This is a genomic window from Paraburkholderia sediminicola, assembly GCF_046027355.1.
Lineage (GTDB): Bacteria > Pseudomonadota > Gammaproteobacteria > Burkholderiales > Burkholderiaceae > Paraburkholderia > Paraburkholderia sediminicola_B.
Genome location: NZ_JAQQEK010000034.1, coordinates 73,281 through 88,384 on the forward strand (window position 1 = coordinate 73,281; position 15,104 = coordinate 88,384).

At 64.1% G+C, this 15,104-nt stretch carries 16 protein-coding genes; 4 read left to right on the forward strand and 12 right to left on the reverse strand.

Going from position 1 to position 15,104, the window contains the following annotated elements; all coding sequences use genetic code 11:
* Window positions 1–46: 46 nt before the first annotated feature.
* The gene (locus PQR42_RS37305) at window positions 47–1,006 is read right to left on the reverse strand and encodes an NAD(P)H-dependent flavin oxidoreductase (RefSeq protein WP_408392263.1); all 960 of its coding nucleotides are present in this window, start codon (window positions 1,004–1,006) and stop codon (window positions 47–49) included.
* Between the two features lie 282 nt (window positions 1,007–1,288).
* Here PQR42_RS37305 and PQR42_RS37310 point away from each other — a divergent pair, with 282 nt between their 5' ends.
* The gene (locus PQR42_RS37310; protein ID WP_408392260.1) at window positions 1,289–2,179 is read left to right on the forward strand and encodes an alpha/beta fold hydrolase; all 891 of its coding nucleotides are present in this window, start codon (window positions 1,289–1,291) and stop codon (window positions 2,177–2,179) included.
* A gap of 53 nt (window positions 2,180–2,232) precedes the next feature.
* Here PQR42_RS37310 and PQR42_RS37315 read toward each other — a convergent pair whose 3' ends face one another.
* Window positions 2,233–2,703 (reverse strand): Lrp/AsnC family transcriptional regulator, encoded by a 471-nt coding sequence (locus PQR42_RS37315; RefSeq protein WP_408392257.1) that lies wholly within the window; start codon window positions 2,701–2,703, stop codon window positions 2,233–2,235.
* 114 nt (window positions 2,704–2,817) lie between these two features.
* Between PQR42_RS37315 and PQR42_RS37320 the strand changes: the two genes are divergently transcribed.
* Window positions 2,818–3,717: a DMT family transporter gene (locus PQR42_RS37320; RefSeq protein ID WP_408219162.1), complete on the forward strand. Its 900-nt coding sequence runs from the start codon at window positions 2,818–2,820 to the stop codon at window positions 3,715–3,717.
* A gap of 317 nt (window positions 3,718–4,034) precedes the next feature.
* Here PQR42_RS37320 and PQR42_RS37325 read toward each other — a convergent pair whose 3' ends face one another.
* The 6 genes from PQR42_RS37325 to PQR42_RS37350 are packed head-to-tail and all read right to left on the reverse strand — an operon-like array spanning window position 4,035 to window position 8,156.
* On the reverse strand, window positions 4,035–4,955 hold the full coding sequence (locus PQR42_RS37325; RefSeq protein WP_408219159.1) for an MBL fold metallo-hydrolase: 921 nt from the start codon (window positions 4,953–4,955) through the stop codon (window positions 4,035–4,037).
* Window positions 4,952–5,425 (reverse strand): MaoC family dehydratase, encoded by a 474-nt coding sequence (locus PQR42_RS37330; protein WP_408392254.1) that lies wholly within the window; start codon window positions 5,423–5,425, stop codon window positions 4,952–4,954. The genes PQR42_RS37325 and PQR42_RS37330 overlap by 4 nt, the downstream gene beginning before the upstream one ends.
* Window positions 5,422–5,646 carry a DUF1289 domain-containing protein gene (locus tag PQR42_RS37335; RefSeq protein WP_408219286.1) on the reverse strand — a complete coding sequence of 75 codons (225 nt, stop codon included), beginning with the start codon at window positions 5,644–5,646 and terminating at the stop codon, window positions 5,422–5,424. The genes PQR42_RS37330 and PQR42_RS37335 overlap by 4 nt, the downstream gene beginning before the upstream one ends.
* A 13-nt stretch (window positions 5,647–5,659) precedes the next feature.
* Window positions 5,660–6,181, reverse strand: a complete 522-nt coding sequence (locus PQR42_RS37340) for a YbaK/EbsC family protein (RefSeq protein WP_012431507.1) — start codon at window positions 6,179–6,181, stop codon at window positions 5,660–5,662.
* Window positions 6,182–6,235: 54 nt separating this feature from the next.
* Window positions 6,236–7,162, reverse strand: a complete 927-nt coding sequence (locus tag PQR42_RS37345) for a hydroxymethylglutaryl-CoA lyase (protein WP_408392251.1) — start codon at window positions 7,160–7,162, stop codon at window positions 6,236–6,238.
* A 52-nt stretch (window positions 7,163–7,214) separates the two neighbouring features.
* Window positions 7,215–8,156 carry a 2-hydroxyacid dehydrogenase gene (locus PQR42_RS37350; RefSeq protein ID WP_408392248.1) on the reverse strand — a complete coding sequence of 314 codons (942 nt, stop codon included), beginning with the start codon at window positions 8,154–8,156 and terminating at the stop codon, window positions 7,215–7,217.
* A gap of 336 nt (window positions 8,157–8,492) precedes the next feature.
* Here PQR42_RS37350 and PQR42_RS37355 point away from each other — a divergent pair, with 336 nt between their 5' ends.
* Entirely contained in the window at window positions 8,493–9,095 is a 603-nt protein-coding gene (locus PQR42_RS37355) for an RBBP9/YdeN family alpha/beta hydrolase (protein ID WP_408219148.1), read from the forward strand.
* Between the two features lie 136 nt (window positions 9,096–9,231).
* A complete protein-coding gene (locus PQR42_RS37360) occupies window positions 9,232–10,257 on the forward strand; it encodes a sulfate ABC transporter substrate-binding protein (RefSeq protein WP_408392245.1) in 1,026 nt (341 codons plus the stop codon).
* Between the two features lie 92 nt (window positions 10,258–10,349).
* On the opposite strand, the gene bioB is transcribed toward PQR42_RS37360, so the two are convergent.
* From bioB to bioA, 4 genes are read right to left on the reverse strand one after another with little or no spacing between them, the layout of a single operon-like run.
* Window positions 10,350–11,435 (reverse strand): biotin synthase BioB, encoded by a 1,086-nt coding sequence (gene bioB, locus PQR42_RS37365; RefSeq protein ID WP_408450140.1) that lies wholly within the window; start codon window positions 11,433–11,435, stop codon window positions 10,350–10,352.
* 34 nt (window positions 11,436–11,469) lie between these two features.
* The gene (gene bioD / locus PQR42_RS37370) at window positions 11,470–12,201 is read right to left on the reverse strand and encodes a dethiobiotin synthase (protein WP_408495133.1); all 732 of its coding nucleotides are present in this window, start codon (window positions 12,199–12,201) and stop codon (window positions 11,470–11,472) included.
* A complete protein-coding gene (gene bioF, locus PQR42_RS37375; RefSeq protein ID WP_408495135.1) occupies window positions 12,198–13,382 on the reverse strand; it encodes an 8-amino-7-oxononanoate synthase in 1,185 nt (394 codons plus the stop codon). Before bioF ends, bioD begins: the two co-directional genes overlap by 4 nt.
* Window positions 13,382–14,743, reverse strand: a complete 1,362-nt coding sequence (gene bioA, locus PQR42_RS37380) for an adenosylmethionine--8-amino-7-oxononanoate transaminase (RefSeq protein WP_408219133.1) — start codon at window positions 14,741–14,743, stop codon at window positions 13,382–13,384. The genes bioF and bioA overlap by 1 nt, the downstream gene beginning before the upstream one ends.
* Between the last annotated feature and the right edge of the window lie 361 nt (window positions 14,744–15,104).

The window sequence follows — 15,104 nt, forward strand, 5'->3', positions numbered from 1 at the left end:
ACGCGCAGCGCGCAACCCCGACCGAGTCACGCCGCGGTGCACCACCTCAGCGCGCAATCCCCAGCCGCGCCTTTGCGTCGTCATATTCCTTCGTCAAACGCCGCACCAATTCGCCCACGCTCGGCACGTCGTCCATCAGGCCGACGCCTTGGCCTGCGCCCCAGATGTCTTTCCACGCCTTCGCCTTGTCGCTGCCGAAGTTCATCGCGCTCTTGTCCGATTCCGGCAGCGCGTCCGGGTCCAGCCCCGCGTTCAGGATACTTTCGCGGATGTAGTTGCCATGCACGCCGGTGAACAGGTTCGTGTAGATGATGTCCGACGCCGTGGAATTGACGATCGCCTGCTTGTAGCTGTCGACCGCGTGGGCTTCCTTGGTCGCGATGAAGCGCGTGCCCATGTAGGCGAGGTCCGCGCCCATGGCCTGCGCCGCGAGAATCGAGCCGCCGTTGGCGATCGAGCCCGACAGCACGATCGGGCCGTCGAACATGCGCCGCACTTCGCCGACCAGCGCGAACGGCGAGGTCGTGCCGGCATGGCCGCCCGCGCCGGACGCCACCAGGATCAGCCCGTCGACGCCCGCTTCCAGCGCCTTCTGCGCATGGCGCAGATTGATCACGTCATGCAGCACGATGCCGCCGTAGCTGTGCACCGCATCGACGATTTCCCGCGCCGGCGCGCGCAGGCTCGTGATGAAAATCGGCACCTTATGTTCGACGCACACGCGTACGTCATGTTCGAGCCGCGTATTCGACTGATGGACGATCTGGTTGACGGCGATCGGCCCGATGACCGCGTCGGGGTTGGCCGCTTTGTGCTCGGCGAGCTGCGCCTGAATCTGCGTGAGCCATTCATCGAGCAGCTCGGCCGGGCGCGCGTTCAGCGCGGGGAACGAGCCGACGATCCCGGCCTTACATTGAGCCAACACGAGTTCGGGATAGCTGACGATGAACATCGGCGAGGCGACGACGGGCAGCGCGAGTTTTTGCAGGACGGCGGGCAATGCCATAGTGCGAGTCTCCTGATTTGAGCGGGCCGGTGCGTCGTTGCGCGCCCGGCGATGACTGAGTTTAGCGGCACATGGCTTGCGGCGCTTTTGCCAGCCGCAGCCATCCGAAAATTTAAGAACGGTCGTTCGATTATAGGCGAAGCGCGGCGAGCGCGTTCGATTGGGTCGTTTAGAACAGTTGGAAGGAGTGTTCAGGTTCTATGCTTGCGTGGGCTATCCCACCTCGCGTGGACACATCGGGCTTCTACAATGCAGGGACTCCAAAATCACGAGAGAGACGCCATGGCCTTCGAGAATTTCACGCCCTTTCGCGTCGCCGTGGGCGATGTCGATATTTTTGGAGTGAAGGGCGGGGCGGGGCCGCCTCTTCTGTTGCTGCACGGTCATCCGCAGTCGCATCTGATCTGGCAAAAGTGCGCCGCGCAACTGGCCCAACACTTCACCGTGATCGCCACTGACCTGCGCGGCTACGGCGCATCGGACAAACCGCCGAGCGACGCCGCGCACACACCGTATTCCAAGCGCGTGATGGCGGCCGATCAGGTCGCCGTGATGCGCCATTTCGGCTATGAACGTTTTCTCGTGTGCGCGCACGATCGCGGCGCGCGCGTCGCGCATCGCATGGCGCTCGATCATGCCGACGCCGTCGAGCGTCTGATGCTGCTCGACATCGCGCCGACGCTCGCGATGTACGAGGCCACCGACCGCGCCTTTGCGACGCATTACTTCCACTGGTTCTTCCTGATCCAGCCGGAGCCGCTGCCCGAAACGCTGATCGGCGCGAACCCGTCGGCCTATGTCGACGCGGTGATGGGCAGCCGTCACGCGGGTCTGGCGCCGTTCGAGCCCGCCGCGCTCGAAGCGTATCGCTCGGCCCTCGCGCAACCGGGCGCGGTACACGCGATGTGCGAGGACTACCGCGCGTCGGCGAGCATCGACCTGGAACACGATCGCGCCGACATCGAGCGCGGTCACAAGATTGGCTGTCCGCTGCGCGTGCTGTGGGGCGACAAGGGCGTGATCGAGAAGTGCTTCGACGCGCTGGCGGAATGGCGTCACGTCGCGCGCGACGTGAGCGGCCGTGCGCTGTCTTGCGGCCACTACATACCGGAAGAAGCGTCGGACGAACTGGTCGCCGAAATGCTGTCTTTCTTCGAAGCGGTCGAACAGTAAGCCTTTCTGCCCGTTCCGCTTCGCTCATACGCGAAGCCGCGCCCGCGCCTCGTTCAACCGAGCGGCGGCAAGCGGCGCGCGACCGGCGTCGACTTGACGATCGCGGTGCTGGTTTCCGCGCGCTCAGTGACCTTCGACAGAATCTCGTCCAACTGCTCGATCGAATGGAGGTACAGGCGACAGATGAAGCAATCGTCGCCCGTCACCTTGTCGCACTCGACGAACTCCGGAATCCGCCGGATCACCTCTTCCACCAGATGCAACTGGCCGGGCAACGGCTTCACGCGCACGATGGCCTGCAGCGTGTAGCCGAGCGCGCGTGGATCGATCTGCACCGTGAAGCGCTCGATCACGCCTTGCGCTTCGAGCCGACGCACGCGCTCTGCCGTGCTCGGCGCCGACAGGCCGACCTGACGCGCCAGTTCGCTGACCGGCTGACGCGCGTCTTCCGCGAGCGCGGCGAGCAGCGCCCGGTCCGTATCGTCGAGCGGGGCGGGTGTCGGAAGAGTAAGGCGTTTGATCATGACGGCCTTCGATTATTAGGGTGCATCGCGTGGACACTTCAGTTTAGCCATGTATTCGGGCGATCGGATTAATTACACTGCTCCTCATGCAGGAATCAATTCGAGGATCGAATCATGGCGTCAAATGAAATTCGCCGCGGGGCCGCGGAAATGACCATGGCGATGCTGATGTCCGGCACCATCGGCTGGCTGGTGGTGTCGTCGCAGCAAAGCCCGTTCAATGTCGTGTTCTTCCGCTGCATTTTCGGCGGCGCGACGCTGGCGCTCGTGTGCGCCGTGCTGGGGCTGTTCAAGCGGAAGCTCTTCTCGTGGAAGATGCTCGGCCTCGCGCTGCTCGGCGGCGCGGCGATCGTCATCAACTGGGTGCTGCTGTTCGCCGCGTATTCGCGCGCGTCGATCTCGATGGCGACGGCCGTCTATAACACGCAGCCGTTCATGCTGGTGGCGCTCGGCGCGTTGGTGTTCCGCGAGCGCATCAGCGCGTCGACAGTGGCCTGGCTGGTGGTCGCGTTCATTGGCCTCGTGTTCGTCGTGAAGGTCGAGCCGGCGGTGTTGGCGGTGCCGGGGCAATATCTGGTCGGCGTCGCGTACGCGGTGGGCGCGGCGGCGATGTACGCCGTGTCGTCGATCATTACGAAGCGGCTCAAGGGCACGCCCCCGCATCTGATCGCGCTGATCCAGGTGTCGCTCGGCGTGCTGATGCTCGCGCCATTCGTGCGCTTCGACGCGTTGCCCACAACCGGCGTGCAGTGGCTCGAGTTGGTCGTGCTCGGCGTCGTCAATACCGGCCTCATGTATGTGCTGCTGTACGGCGCGATCCAGAAGCTGCCGACCTCGATGACGGGCGCGCTCTCGTTCATCTATCCGGTGGTGGCGATCATCGTCGACCGGATTGCGTTCGGGCAAACGCTCGCGTGGATTCAGGTGCTCGGCGCAGTGCTGATTCTGGTGGCGGCGGCCGGCGTCAATCTCGGCTGGCGGATCGTGCCGCAAAAGCGCCTGTCGTCGACCTGACGGGCGTTGCGCCGTTGCGATGAATCACAATGCTACGGATTCCCGAGTAACCGAATGCGCGGATTGTTCATATCCGCGGACTAATGATTCAAAAGAGACGCGACTGCGGGGCCTGGTAACGTGACGTGTATGCGGCTTTAAAAGCGGACGTCAAACTTCTGTAGGGAAATCACCGATGCGGTCAAAAAACAGGCACGCGTATCATGCGTCTTGACGCTGATCACGTCCGACAGAATTTCCGCCGCTCGCCTGTAAGGGTCGAGCGGCTTTCTTTTTGTAGCGACGGTATCTAGCGTGCCTGTGTCAGCGGCGGCGCGTCAGGCCGCGCGCGCGGCGATGCGCTCGCCATCCACTTCCAGCGGTCCATTCCTGCCCGCCAACTCCTCTACGATCCCTCTCACCAGCGCGGGCCACTCGCCGCGCGGCTTGAGCATCGACGCGGCGGCGCGCATCACACCGGCTTCGTCGAGCATGTCCAGCAAGGTGTCGAAGCGCATTGCACGGACCTCGAGCAGCTTGAACACGATCAGCACCTTCAGCGCATTCCTGGCATTGCGTGCCGGATCGGCGCGCAGCCACGCAACACGCGAAAACGCGCGTTCAAGCGCCGGTTCGACATGCGTGAAGGGTGCGCCATGGCCGGGGATCACGAGGCGCACGTCGAGCTTCGCAATGGCTTCCAGCACGGCTTGCTCCTCGGCGAAACCGCTTTCGCCTTCCAATTCGGGAAAGATTACGCCGAAGCCGTTTTCCCACAGCGCGTCGGCGCTGATCAGGATGCGCTCCTCCGCGCAGTAGAGCATCAGCGAATGCGGATCGTGGCCCGGCGCACCGAGCACGTCCCAATCGAGCGCGCCGAGCCGCAACTGCGCGCCGGGCGCGATCGTTCCTGTGAAGGTGAAGCGTTCGCAGGTCTGGCCGGTGGCGCGAAACGTGAGGCGCGTTTCGTCCCACTCCTGCACGGCACCGGCTTCCGAGGCCGGAATGACGGTGCGGCACGGCCACGTCGCCTGCAGGAGCGCGTTGCCGCCGCAATGGTCCGAATGCAGATGCGTGTTGACAATCAGATCGAGCGGCCGCGCGCCAAGTGCTTGCCGCACGAGGGCGAGCGTTTGCGGCGCGTGCGTGGCATAGCCGGTATCGACAAGCGCGGCGCAGGGGGCGTCCACCAGCAGCACATTGTTCGACGAGAGCCAGCCGCGTTCGAAAACCCGAATCGATTCCGGTAGCGTGATCATGATGGGTCGCGCGCGGCGTTTGTATTCGCGGACGCTTCCGGTTTCGCCATCACAAGAATCGTCGACGAACCGACCAACATGGTCTCGCCACGCTGATTCACGACCGAGCCTTCGAGATGCGTCAGGTCGCCGTTCAAACTCGGCTTCCAGTAAGCGTGCTTCACGCGCCAGGTGATCGTGAGCGTGTCGTTCGCATGGACGGCTTTCTTCAGCTTGATATCGAACTCGAGACCGAGCGGTTGCGCGTAGGTCGAGTAATGCGTCGCGAGCAGCGCCATGAAATGCGCGGTCGGTTGCGTGCCGGACGCGATCAGCCCGCCGAAGCGGCTTTGCGCGGCATACGCATCATCGTGATGCAGCGGGTTATGGTCGTTGACGAGCGAGGCGAACGATTTCACCGAATCAGCCGATAGCTCCAGCGTCGAACTGAACGTTTCGTCAACCGTGACGATGCGCGGCGCGGCGTTCATCGCGGCGCCTTCGGCTGGCTCGCGACGAACTCCGCGTGGCGTACCTCGATCGCGTCCCAGACCGCGCGCTTCGCGTCGTCGTCGAACAACGACCAGCCGGCGATTTCGTCGATGGTGCGCAGGCATCCTTCGCACCAGCCGGTCGACGCGTCCATCCTGCACACGTTGATGCAAGGCGACGGCACGGCGTGGTGGTCTTCGTTATCGAGGCCTGCTGTCATCATCGTCATCGCGTCACGCCGTCTCGCGCAGCGCCACGTCGATCACCGGCGCGTTCGTGAGCGCGATCAGTTCCTGCGCGGTCAGATTGAACACCGCATGCGGATGCCCCGCGGCTGCCCACAGACTGTCGAGTTCGAGCAGATCGGCGTCGATCAGCGTGACCGGCTCGGTCGCATGCCCGATCGGGCAGACGCCGCCGATCGCATAGCCGGTTTTTTCGCGGACAAACTTCGCGTCCGCCCGGCCGATGTCGCCGACCTGCGCGGCGACTTTCTTTTCGTCGACGCGATTGGCGCCGCTCGCGATCACCAACACCGGCGCGTCGTCTTCACGGCGGCGAAACAGGATCGACTTGGCGATCTGCGCGACCGAGCAGCCGAGGCCCGCGGCGGCTTCGGCGGAGGTCTTGCCGGTTTCCGGCAGCATCACGATTCGACCCGCGTGACCGCGTTCGCGCAACAGCAGCGCGACGCGGCGCGCCGAGTCGGGCAGCGCGGTGAGATCGTCGGATTCGAGAGAAGCGTGGTCCGTCATCGTTTCAGGTCCTGATTGATTGCGTGAGTGTTCAGCGGCCGCGTCGAGCCGGCCTCAGACGCAGTTGGCCGCTTCGTTGCGCGCTTTGGCGAGCAGCGCTTTACCGGCACGCGAGACATTCGGCTTACCGATCGACGTCGAGATGAAATCGCCGATCGCGACGACTTGCGCGAGGTCGATGCCGGTCTCGATGCCGAGGCCGTTCATCAGATACAGCACGTCTTCGGTCGCGACGTTGCCGGTCGCGCCCTTCGCATACGGACAGCCGCCGAGGCCCGCCACCGACGCGTGATAAATCTCGATGCCTTCCTGCAACGCTGCGTAGATGTTGGCGAGCGCCTGACCATAGGTGTCGTGGAAGTGGCCGGATAGACGCTCGCGCGGAAATACCTGCGTGACCGCCTCGAACACTTCGCGCGTGCGCTTTGGCGTGCCGACGCCGATCGTATCGGCGATATCGATCTCATCGCAGCCCAGCGCCGCGAAACGCTGGACCACATCCACCACCGACGCGACCGGCACTTCGCCTTGGTACGGACAGCCCAACGCGCACGAGACGCTGCCGCGAATCCGCAGGCCGTGTTCCTTCGCCGCCTGCGCGACAGGCGCGAACCGGTCGATGCTTTCCGCGATGCTGCAGTTGATGTTCTTCTGCGAAAACGCTTCGCTGGCGGCGCCGAAAATCACGATCTCGTCGGCACGCGCGGCGAGCGCGCCCTCGAAGCCGCGCAGATTCGGCGTCAGCACCGAGTAGATCGTGCCGGGACGTCGTTCGATGCCCGCCATCACGTCGGCGCCGTCGGCCATCTGCGGCACCCATTTCGGCGACACGAACGAAGCGGCCTCGACATTACGGAAACCCGCCGCCGACAAACGGTTGATCAACTCGATCTTGGTCGCGGTAGCGACGAATTCTTTTTCGTTCTGCAGTCCGTCACGCGGACCGACTTCGACGATTTTCACTTGCTGGGGTAGGGCCATGATGTGTCTCCTGCCGCGCGTGGCGGCGCTCCTTCAATGGGATTCGATGGGTTCAGTATCCGCGTTCGATATTCACCACGCCGCTAACCGTGTCGCCGCGCACGAGCGCGGTGATCTTCTGCGCGACCTGGGCGACGCTTTCTTCGCGCAATGTCAGCGCGGACACGTGCGGCGTGATCGTGATACGCGGCTCCTGCCAGAACAGATGATCCGGTGGCAACGGTTCCTCGCGGAACACGTCGAGTGTGGCGGCGGTGAGCTGCCCGCTCGCGAGCGCGTCGACCAAATCCTGTTCGACCAGATGCCCGCCGCGTGCCACGTTGATCAGATACGCGCCGGGCGCGAGCTTCGCGAAGGTGCGCGCGTTCAGCACATCGCCCGTATCCGGAGTATGCGGCAGCAGATTGACCAGCACTTTCACGCCGTCGAGAAACGCGTCGAACTGCGCTTCGCCGGCGAACGTCGTGATGCCGTCGATCTGCCGCGGGCTGCGGCTGTAGCCGCGCACCGGCAGGCCGAACGCCGCGAGCGTTTGTGCGACATGCGCGCCGAGTACGCCGAGTCCCAGCACGCCGACCGTGAAGGTGTCACGCGGATGCGGCTCGAGCACTTCCCAACGGCGCTCGCCTTGCAGTGTCTGATACTCGTCGAAACGACGCAGGTAGCGGAGCACCGCGTGCGTCACATACTCGGCCATTTGCGGCGCCATGCCGGTGTCCTCCAGCCGGATCAGTTGCGCGTTGCGCGGCAGCGTACCAGGCTGTTCATGTTCGAGCGCGAGGATTGCGTCGACGCCCGCGCCGAGATTGAAGATCGCGCGCAGATCGTCGCGGCCGGCCAGCATTTCACGCGGCGGCCGCCACACGACCGCGAAGTCGGCCGGCGCGGTATCGCCCAGCTGCCATTCGCGCAGATCGGCCTTCGGCAGCGCGCGGGCGAAGTCGTGCAGCCACGCGGCGGCGTCGGCATGCGGCATGTAGAAGAGAATTTTCATACGGTCCGGAAGGCGCCTGCGAGATCGGGTCGAGTAACGAAGAAGCCACGGCATGACCGGCGCGACGGTCGCGGCATTGCGGACGACGCTTGCGACATGAGGCCTCCTCCTTTTATGGATAGGCTTCATTCTACTTTTTCGACGCGATTCGCGCGCGTTTGCGTACGGGCGTGCGGTTCGAAGGTGTTTTTTCGCCGCGGGGCCCATATCCGGCGGCGCATTTGTTCGCGCATTTGCCCGCGCGTTTGTCCGATAAACAAAGCACAAAAACTTGGTTCGCCCGCACGGCGCCCGGCGGGACAATCATTACCCGGATTCCCGCAGCGAGGCACACACATGCTTTCATGCACCAAATCGACATGGCCGCCGCGGCTCGTCACCGTTCCCGGTCTGCACGGCAGCGAGGGCGCGCACTGGCAGACCTGGCTGGAGCGGCAATTCGCGCGCTCGCTGCGCGTCGAGCAAGCCGACTGGGACGCACCGGACCTCGCGCAGTGGTCGAAATCGCTGCGCGATCTGCTGGCGCGTGAGCGCGGGCCGTTCGTGCTGGCCGCGCATAGCTTCGGTTGCCTTGCGACCGCGTATGCGTTGCAGCAGGCCTCGTATGCGAACGACGTGGTCGGCGTGCTGTTCGTGGCGCCCGCGAGTCCGCAGAAATTTGCCTTCGCGGGACCGTTCGACGCGCGGCGTCTCGGCGTGCCGTCGATCCTGATCGGCAGCGAAACCGATCCGTGGATGCCGCTCGCCGGTTCGCGCGATCTCGCGCAACGCTTCGGCAGCGCGTTCGTCAATCTCGGCGACGCTGGGCATATCAATACCGCGGCCGGTTTCGGTCCGTGGCCGCGCGCCAAGTATTTCGTCGATACGCTGGTGCATTGCGCGGCGCCGCTGCGTTTCCGCGAGGAGTCGTTCGAGGCCGCACAGCACGCGTTCGTGTGAGTGATTGGGCCGCGGCGTTCGCGCGTCGAGTGACGCGCGAACGGGCCACTGGCCAAGTAAGCGATCCGTTAGAATCCCGCTTCACGCTGCACGTTCGTGCGGCCACCGGTTTTCATCATCGATAGGCGGGGACAAGATGGCAGGCAAGACGGGGACATCGCGCTGGCTCGCAGCCGGCATGACGGCAATCACGCTCGCGCTGGCGGGTGTGTCGACGGCACACGCGGATACATCGCTGCTCAACGTGTCGTACGACGTGACGCGCGAGTTGTACAAGGACATCAACGCCGGTTTCATCGCGGCGTACAAGCAGAAGAGCGGCGAGAACGTCTCGATCCGCCAGTCACATGGCGCGTCGAGCGCGCAAGCGCTGTCGGTGCTGCAAGGCCTGCAGGCCGACGTGGTGACGATGAACCAGCCGAACGATATCGACCTGCTCGCCGAGAAAGGTCAACTGGTGCCGGCCAACTGGCGCACGCGTCTGCCGGATGACAGCGCGCCGTACACCACGACGATGGTGTTCCTGGTGCGCAAGGGCAATCCGAAGCACATCAAGGACTGGGACGATCTTGCCAAGTCGGGCGTGCAGGTGATCATCGCGAATCCGAAGACATCGGGCAACGGACGTTACTCCTATCTGGCCGCATGGGGTTATCGCAAGCAGCACGGCGGCACCGACGCGCAGGCGCTCGATTTCGAAAAAGAGATCTTCAAGAACGTGCCGGTGCTCGACACGGGCGGCCGCGGCGCGACGACCACGTTCACGCAACGCGGCATCGGCGACGTGCTGGTGACGTTCGAAAACGAAGTGGCGCTGATGGACACGGGCGTGGGCGGGGGCAATTTCGAGGCGGTGTATCCGTCGGTGAGTCTGCTGGCCGCGCCGCCGGTGTCGATCGTCGACAAGGTGGTCGACAAGCGCGGCACGCGCAAGGAAGCGCAGGCGTATCTCGACTATCTGTGGTCGCCGGCTGCGCAGGACATCATCGCGCAGCATCATCTGCGTCCGCGTGACAAGACCGTGCTCGCGAAGCATGCGGCGGAGTTCAAGCCGATCAAGACGTTCACGGTGGAAGAGATGTTCGGTAGCTGGCAGAAAGCGCAGCAAACGCATTTCTCCGATGGCGGGACGTTTGATCAGATCATCGTCGATAAGAAGTAAATTTTTGGCGGCGTAAGTCAGTAAAAAGGCTGCCTCAAACAACGAGGCAGCCTTTTTTATTGCGCGTGCTTTATCTCACGCGGTGCATGCGCTCAGTTCGGCGCAGCATGCTTATCGCAGCCATGCTCGCAGCCGCTTTGATCGAGCGGCATCTGTTGCGCGGCCTCGGCGCGAATGCCGAGACGTTCGAGCAGCTTGCGGTCCGCTTCTGCTTGCGGGTTGCTGGTGGTCAGCAGCTGGTCGCCGTAAAAAATCGAATTCGCGCCGGCGAGGAAGCACAATGCCTGCAGCGCTTCGTCCATCTGCTCGCGTCCGGCCGACAGACGCACCATCGCGCGCGGCATGGTGATGCGCGCAATCGCGATCGTACGCACGAATTCGAACGGGTCGATCGCTTCGGTGCCGGTCAGCGGCGTGCCTTCCACCTGCACCAGATTGTTGATGGGCACCGACTCCGGATACGGCTCCATGTTCGCCAGTTGCGCGATCAGACCGGCGCGCTCACGGCGCGATTCACCCAGGCCGACAATCCCGCCGCAGCACACGTTGATGCCCGCATCGCGTACACGTTCGAGCGTGTCGAGGCGGTCCTGATACGTGCGCGTCGAAATGATCTGCCCGTAGAACTCCGGCGACGTGTCCAGGTTGTGGTTGTAGTAGTCGAGACCCGCTTCGCGCAGTCCTTGCGCCTGATGCGTTTCGAGCATGCCGAGCGTCACGCAGGTTTCCAGACCCATGGCCTTTACGCCACGAATCATGTCCTTGATCGGTTCGAGGTGACGGTCTTTCGGATTACGCCACGCGGCACCCATGCAGAAGCGCGTCGCGCCGTTTTCCTTGGCGACCTTCGCGGCGGCGAGCACTTCGTCGACCGGCATCAGCTTGTCGGCCTGCAGGCCCGTGTCGTGATGCACAGACTGCGGACAGTACGCGCAATCTTCTTCGCAGCCGCCGGTCTTGATCGACAGCAGCGTCGACAGTTGCACGGTGTTCGCATCGAAATGCTCGCGATGGGTTTGCTGTGCCTTGAACATCAGGTCGTTGAACGGCAGTTCGTACAACGCGACGATGTCGGCGACGCGCCAGCGCGCGACCTGTTTCGCGCCGGCTGCTGCGTTGGCATTGTTGGTTGCCGCGGCTGTGTCGGCGGGCGTCGGAGCGATGTTCAGTTGCGTCATGTCGTCAATCCTCATGGATGGATATGTGAGTTTTTCAACGCTGCGTGTGCCGCAGCGTCTGCAAAAGCCGGTTGATGTCGAGTTGGTCCGCTGCGAGCTCGGGCGAAGCCGGACTCAGATTCGGCACGATGCCGAGCAGCGGCGCGTCGTATTCGCGCGCGAGATGCTCGCGGATCGACGCGATGTTTTCGTCGGGGAACGTCATGTCCGGATCGATGCGGTTCGCGACCCAGCCGGCGAGCGTGAGCCCGCGCGCGGCGATCGCTTCGGCGGTGAGCAGCGCATGGCTGATGCAGCCGAGCCGCATGCCGACCACCAGCACGACCGGCAGCTTCAACGCGACGGCAAGATCGGCGGTGTCCTGCGTGGTCGTCAACGGCACACGAAAGCCGCCGACGCCTTCCACGACGACGATCTCCGCGCGCTTGAGAGCTTGCGCATGACAGTCGACGATGTGGTCGAGATCGAACGTGACGTTTTCCAGCGCGGCCGCGATATGCGGCGCGGCCGGTTCCTTCAGCAGATACGGCGTGCGCATCTCGGGCGGCAGCAGGACATTCGACGCGGCGTCGAGTTGGTCCGCGTCTTCGTTATGCAGCACGCCGTTCAGTTCGAATGCGCCGGCGGCGATCGGCTTCATCGCAGCAGCTTGCAGGCCTTCGCGGACGAAACCGCGCAACAGCGCCGACGAGACGAACGTCTTGCCGATTTCCGTATCGGTGCCGGTGACGAATAAGGACAGTGCGTTTTGACCTGCGCTACTCATGCCGCCTTCACTCCGAGTTGCTGCAAGCCTGCTTCGAGCCGATCGAGGTCCGCCTGCGAGTGCGCAGCCGACAGCGAAATACGCAAACGCGACGTGCCGCTGGGCACGGTCGGCGGACGGATCGCCGGCACCCACAGACCCGCGCGATCGAGCGTGGCCGCGATATCGAGCGTGGCCTCGTTCGCGCCGACGATGAGCGGTTGCACGGCCGTATGCGAGTCGACCGGTAGCCACGGTGTGGCCTTCAGCATGGCGCGCGTGCGTTCGATCAGTTGCTGAAGATGCGCGCGCCGCGCGTCGCCTTCCTCGCCACCGATGATGCGCAGGCTCGCCGACACCGCGTGCGCCGCTGCCGGCACCGACGCCGTGGTGAAGATGTACGGACGCGCGCGCTGCACGAGCCACTCGATCACTGTCTCATGCGCAGCGACGAATGCGCCGGAAACACCGGCCGCTTTGCCGAGCGTGCCGATCGAAATGAGGTTCGGCGAGCGCAGCGCGGCTTGCGCGATTGCACCGCGGCCTTGCGGGCCGAGCACGCCGAAGCCGTGCGCATCGTCGACGATCAGCCAGGCGCCGTGTTGCTCCGCGAGTTCGAGCAGACGCGGCAGCGGCGCGATATCGCCGTCCATGCTGAAGACGGTATCGGAGACGATCACCTTGACGTCGGCGTCCGAGGCTTCGAGCATCGCGCTCAGCGCTTCTGTATCGCAGTGCGGGTAGATCTGCACATCGGCGCGGGACAGGCGCGCGCCGTCGATCAGCGACGCGTGATTCAGCGCATCGGAGAAGAGCGTCGTGCCGCGGCCCGCGAGCGCGGTGAGCGTGGCGAGATTCGCCATATAGCCGGTGCTGAAGTAGAGCGCGCGCGCATTGTCGACAAAGCCGCCCGCGAATTCCGCGAGATCGTCTTCGAGTTGTGCATGCGCGCGCGAATGGCCGCCGAGCAGATGCGAGCCGCCGCTACCCGCGCCGTAGCGTTGCGCGCCTTCAGCGATGGCCGCGATGAGTTGCGGATGCGCGGCAAGACCAAGATAGTCGTTGCTGGCGAAGCCGATCATTTCGCGGCCGTCCACTGTCATGTGCGCCGCGCACGGCGTATCGGCAATGCGGCGGCGACGGCGCAGGCCGCGCGCGTCGATTTCCTTGAGGCCTTCGGCGAGTGTGTCGAGCAGGTGCATTAGCGGGTCTCCGCGAGCGTGGCTTCGAAGGTTTCGCGCGTGCGCGAGGCGAGCAGCGCGAGCTCTTCGTCGTCGAGGATATAAGGAGGCATCAGATACACCGTGGTCGAAATCGGGCGCAGCAGCAGTTCGCGCTGCAACGCGTTTTCGAAGAAGCGGCGCGAGAACGTTTTGGCTTGCTGAGCATCGTCGATCACGGCGTCGAACGCGAAGATCGTGCCGCACTGACGCAGATTGCGGACTTGCTTGTGCTCGGCGAGCGGCGTGAGCGCGGCCTTCAGCTTCGCGGACTTCTGCGCGTTGACGGCGAGCACGTTGTCGCTCGCGAACAGATCGAGCGTGGCGAGCGCCGCGCGACACGCGAGCGGATTGCCGGTGTACGAATGCGAGTGCAGGAAGCCGCGAGCGGTGTCGTCGTGATAGAAGGCTTCGAAAATTTCATCGCGGGACAGCACGATCGAGAGTGGCAGATAGCCGCCGCTGATGCCTTTCGACAGACAGAGAAAGTCCGGCCAGATGCCGGCCTGTTCGCATGCGAAGAAGGTGCCGGTGCGTCCACAGCCGACGGCGATTTCATCGGCGATCAGATGCACGCCGTACTGATCGCACAAGGCGCGCAATCCCGCGATATACGACGCGTCGTGCATGGCCATGCCGGCCGCGCACTGCACGAGCGGTTCGACGATCAACGCGGCGATTTTCGCGGCGCGCGCGTCGAACAGCGAGCGAACGTGATCGAGCGCACGGCGGGCAACATCGGCGGCGGTTTCGTCCGCTTGCGCGAGGCGCGCGTCGGGCGATGCCACGACGTGCGCGTGGCGGATCAACGGATCGTAGGCGTCCTTGAAGAGCGCGACATCGGTGACGCCCAGTGCGCCGATGGTTTCGCCGTGATAGCTGTTGGCGACGCAGACGAATTCCTGCTTATCGGCGAAACCGCGATTGCGCCACGAGTGGAAGCTCATTTTCAGGGCGATTTCGACGGCGGACGCGCCGTCCGATGCGAAGAACGCGTGGCCTAGCGTGTTATTCGTCAGCGCGCTGAGGCGCTCCGCGAGTTCGATGGCCGGTTCATGCGTGCAGCCGGCGAGCATGGCGTGTTCGAGCGTGTCGAGCTGGTCTTTCAGTGCCGCGTTAATACGCGGATTGGCGTGACCGAACAGGTTGACCCACCAGGAGCTGATGGCATCCAGATATCGATGACCGGCGCGATCGTAGAGCCATGCGCCTTGGCCGCGCGCGACGGGCACCAGCGGCAGGCGTTCGTGGTGCTTCATCTGCGTGCAGGGGTGCCAGACGGCTCGGAGGCTGCGGGCGATCCAGTCTTCGGGGGCTGCTGATGGTGGTGCTGGGTTTTCCAAAGGGGTACTCCACGGGGTGCTTTTTTGCCGCTGCGCGGCGTGGCTTTTTAGGGCCTTTTCGAACGTGCTGCGCTTGCGTTTTCTTGCCGCTGCGCGGGGCCTCGGTGGGCTTGCGGGGTCGAGATTAGCGGTTTATTTCGTGCTGTGCACTAGGGGTGTGAGCGCGGTTTTTGCCTGCGGCGCTGGGGTTTGGCGATGTTCAGGGCAGGTGGTTTCTGTTTCTGCGTGAAGGTCGCTGTTCGGCGGAGTTGACGACGGCAAAGTAGTTGCAACTTACTGGCGGGAATTTGGGGTTTTGGCCTGCTCGGCGCGTGTTTTTTGCCTGTGTTCTGTGAGGTGTTGGCCTTTCCTTGAATTCACG

What these genes read in the sequence shown, in the direction of transcription:
- PQR42_RS37350 (WP_408392248.1), bottom strand. Translation starts at nt 8,156, where the DNA reads ATGAAAATTCTCTTCTACATGCCGCATGCCGACGCCGCCGCGTGGCTG.
- PQR42_RS37305 (WP_408392263.1), bottom strand. Translation starts at nt 1,006, where the DNA reads ATGGCATTGCCCGCCGTCCTGCAAAAACTCGCGCTGCCCGTCGTCGCC.
- PQR42_RS37360 (WP_408392245.1), top strand. Translation starts at nt 9,232, where the DNA reads ATGGCAGGCAAGACGGGGACATCGCGCTGGCTCGCAGCCGGCATGACG.
- bioF (WP_408495135.1), bottom strand. Translation starts at nt 13,382, where the DNA reads ATGCACCTGCTCGACACACTCGCCGAAGGCCTCAAGGAAATCGACGCG.
- PQR42_RS37325 (WP_408219159.1), bottom strand. Translation starts at nt 4,955, where the DNA reads ATGATCACGCTACCGGAATCGATTCGGGTTTTCGAACGCGGCTGGCTC.
- PQR42_RS37335 (WP_408219286.1), bottom strand. Translation starts at nt 5,646, where the DNA reads ATGACAGCAGGCCTCGATAACGAAGACCACCACGCCGTGCCGTCGCCT.
- PQR42_RS37345 (WP_408392251.1), bottom strand. Translation starts at nt 7,162, where the DNA reads ATGGCCCTACCCCAGCAAGTGAAAATCGTCGAAGTCGGTCCGCGTGAC.
- PQR42_RS37315 (WP_408392257.1), bottom strand. Translation starts at nt 2,703, where the DNA reads ATGATCAAACGCCTTACTCTTCCGACACCCGCCCCGCTCGACGATACG.
- PQR42_RS37320 (WP_408219162.1), top strand. Translation starts at nt 2,818, where the DNA reads ATGGCGTCAAATGAAATTCGCCGCGGGGCCGCGGAAATGACCATGGCG.
- PQR42_RS37310 (WP_408392260.1), top strand. Translation starts at nt 1,289, where the DNA reads ATGGCCTTCGAGAATTTCACGCCCTTTCGCGTCGCCGTGGGCGATGTC.
- PQR42_RS37330 (WP_408392254.1), bottom strand. Translation starts at nt 5,425, where the DNA reads ATGAACGCCGCGCCGCGCATCGTCACGGTTGACGAAACGTTCAGTTCG.
- bioD (WP_408495133.1), bottom strand. Translation starts at nt 12,201, where the DNA reads ATGAGTAGCGCAGGTCAAAACGCACTGTCCTTATTCGTCACCGGCACC.
- bioB (WP_408450140.1), bottom strand. Translation starts at nt 11,435, where the DNA reads ATGACGCAACTGAACATCGCTCCGACGCCCGCCGACACAGCCGCGGCA.
- PQR42_RS37340 (WP_012431507.1), bottom strand. Translation starts at nt 6,181, where the DNA reads ATGACGGACCACGCTTCTCTCGAATCCGACGATCTCACCGCGCTGCCC.
- PQR42_RS37355 (WP_408219148.1), top strand. Translation starts at nt 8,493, where the DNA reads ATGCTTTCATGCACCAAATCGACATGGCCGCCGCGGCTCGTCACCGTT.